This window comes from Aeromonas sp. sif2433 (assembly GCF_019218705.1).
In the GTDB taxonomy this organism is placed as follows: Bacteria; Pseudomonadota; Gammaproteobacteria; order Enterobacterales; family Aeromonadaceae; genus Aeromonas; species Aeromonas encheleia.
This window is the reverse complement of record NZ_JAHUXD010000023.1, coordinates 1-1,915: the sequence shown is the minus strand read 5'-3', so window position 1 is coordinate 1,915 and position 1,915 is coordinate 1. Positions and strand designations below refer to the sequence as shown.

At 53.9% G+C, this 1,915-nt stretch carries 2 rRNA genes; both read left to right on the top strand.

The annotated features are described in order from the left end of the window. Positions 1 to 1,674: ribosomal RNA gene (locus tag KW825_RS20195) — 23S ribosomal RNA — on the top strand; the annotation flags it as partial. 126 nt (positions 1,675 to 1,800) lie between these two features. Next, positions 1,801 to 1,915 (top strand): 5S ribosomal RNA (gene rrf, locus KW825_RS20190).

Sequence of the window (1,915 nt, the reverse complement as noted above, 5' to 3'; positions counted from 1 at the left end):
ATGCTGGAGATATCAGAAGTGCGAATGCTGACGTAAGTAACGATAAAGGGGGTGAAAAGCCTCCTCGCCGGAAGACCAAGGGTTCCTGTCCAACGTTAATCGGGGCAGGGTGAGTCGACCCCTAAGGTGAGGCCGAAAGGCGTAATCGATGGGAAGCAGGTTAATATTCCTGCACGACTTGTAATTGCGATGGGGGGACGGAGAAGGCTAGGTGGGCCAGGCGACGGTTGTCCTGGTGAAAGTGCGTAGGCGGTATCTCTAGGCAAATCCGGAGATGCAACGCTGAGACACGAGACGAAGCCACTACGGTGGTGAAGCCATTGATGCCATGCTTCCAGGAAAAGCCTCTAAGCTTCAGATTACAAGTCATCGTACCCCAAACCGACACAGGTGGTCGGGTAGAGAATACCAAGGCGCTTGAGAGAACTCGGGTGAAGGAACTAGGCAAAATAGAACCGTAACTTCGGGAGAAGGTTCGCTCTTGACAGTGAAGTCCCTTGCGGATGGAGCAGTCGGGAGTCGCAGTGACCAGATGGCTGGGACTGTTTATCAAAAACACAGCACTCTGCAAACACGAAAGTGGACGTATAGGGTGTGACACCTGCCCGGTGCCGGAAGGTTAATTGATGGGGTTAGCGCAAGCGAAGCTCTTGATCGAAGCCCCGGTAAACGGCGGCCGTAACTATAACGGTCCTAAGGTAGCGAAATTCCTTGTCGGGTAAGTTCCGACCTGCACGAATGGTGTAACCATGGCCATGCTGTCTCCACCCGAGACTCAGTGAAATCGAATTCGCCGTGAAGATGCGGTGTACCCGCGGCTAGACGGAAAGACCCCGTGAACCTTTACTACAGCTTGGCACTGAACATTGAACCTACATGTGTAGGATAGGTGGGAGGCTTTGAAGGCGTGACGCCAGTTGCGCTGGAGCCGTCCTTGAAATACCACCCTTGTATGTTTGATGTTCTAACGCAGGGCCCTGAATCGGGCTCGCGGACAGTGCCTGGTGGGTAGTTTGACTGGGGCGGTCTCCTCCCAAAGAGTAACGGAGGAGCACGAAGGTTGGCTAATCCTGGTCGGACATCAGGAGGTTAGTGCAATGGCATAAGCCAGCTTAACTGCGAGACGGACAGGTCGAGCAGGTACGAAAGTAGGTCATAGTGATCCGGTGGTTCTGAATGGAAGGGCCATCGCTCAACGGATAAAAGGTACTCCGGGGATAACAGGCTGATACCGCCCAAGAGTTCATATCGACGGCGGTGTTTGGCACCTCGATGTCGGCTCATCACATCCTGGGGCTGAAGTCGGTCCCAAGGGTATGGCTGTTCGCCATTTAAAGTGGTACGCGAGCTGGGTTCAGAACGTCGTGAGACAGTTCGGTCCCTATCTGCCGTGGGCGTTGGATGATTGAAGGGAGTTGCTCCTAGTACGAGAGGACCGGAGTGAACGAACCTCTGGTGTTCGGGTTGTCACGCCAGTGGCACTGCCCGGTAGCTAAGTTCGGAATCGATAACCGCTGAAAGCATCTAAGCGGGAAGCGAGCCCTGAGATGAGTCATCCCTGACCCCTTGAGGGTCCTAAAGGGCCGTTGGAGACCACAACGTTGATAGGTGGGGTGTGTAAGCGCGGCGACGTGTTGAGCTAACCCATACTAATTACCCGTGAGGCTTAACCATACAACACCCAAGAAGTGTTCTGGGCCTTGTAGCAAGTGCATGAACTACTTACCTAATTCAGTGATAGTGACGAAGCAAGCAAGCTAAGTCGTTATTCACGTCAGCTTTCCGAGATTGAAGTTTTTGCCTGGCGGCCATAGCGCCGTGGAACCACCTGATCCCATGCCGAACTCAGAAGTGAAACGCGGTAGCGCCGATGGTAGTGTGGCATTCGCCATGCGAGAGTAGGACACTGCCAGGC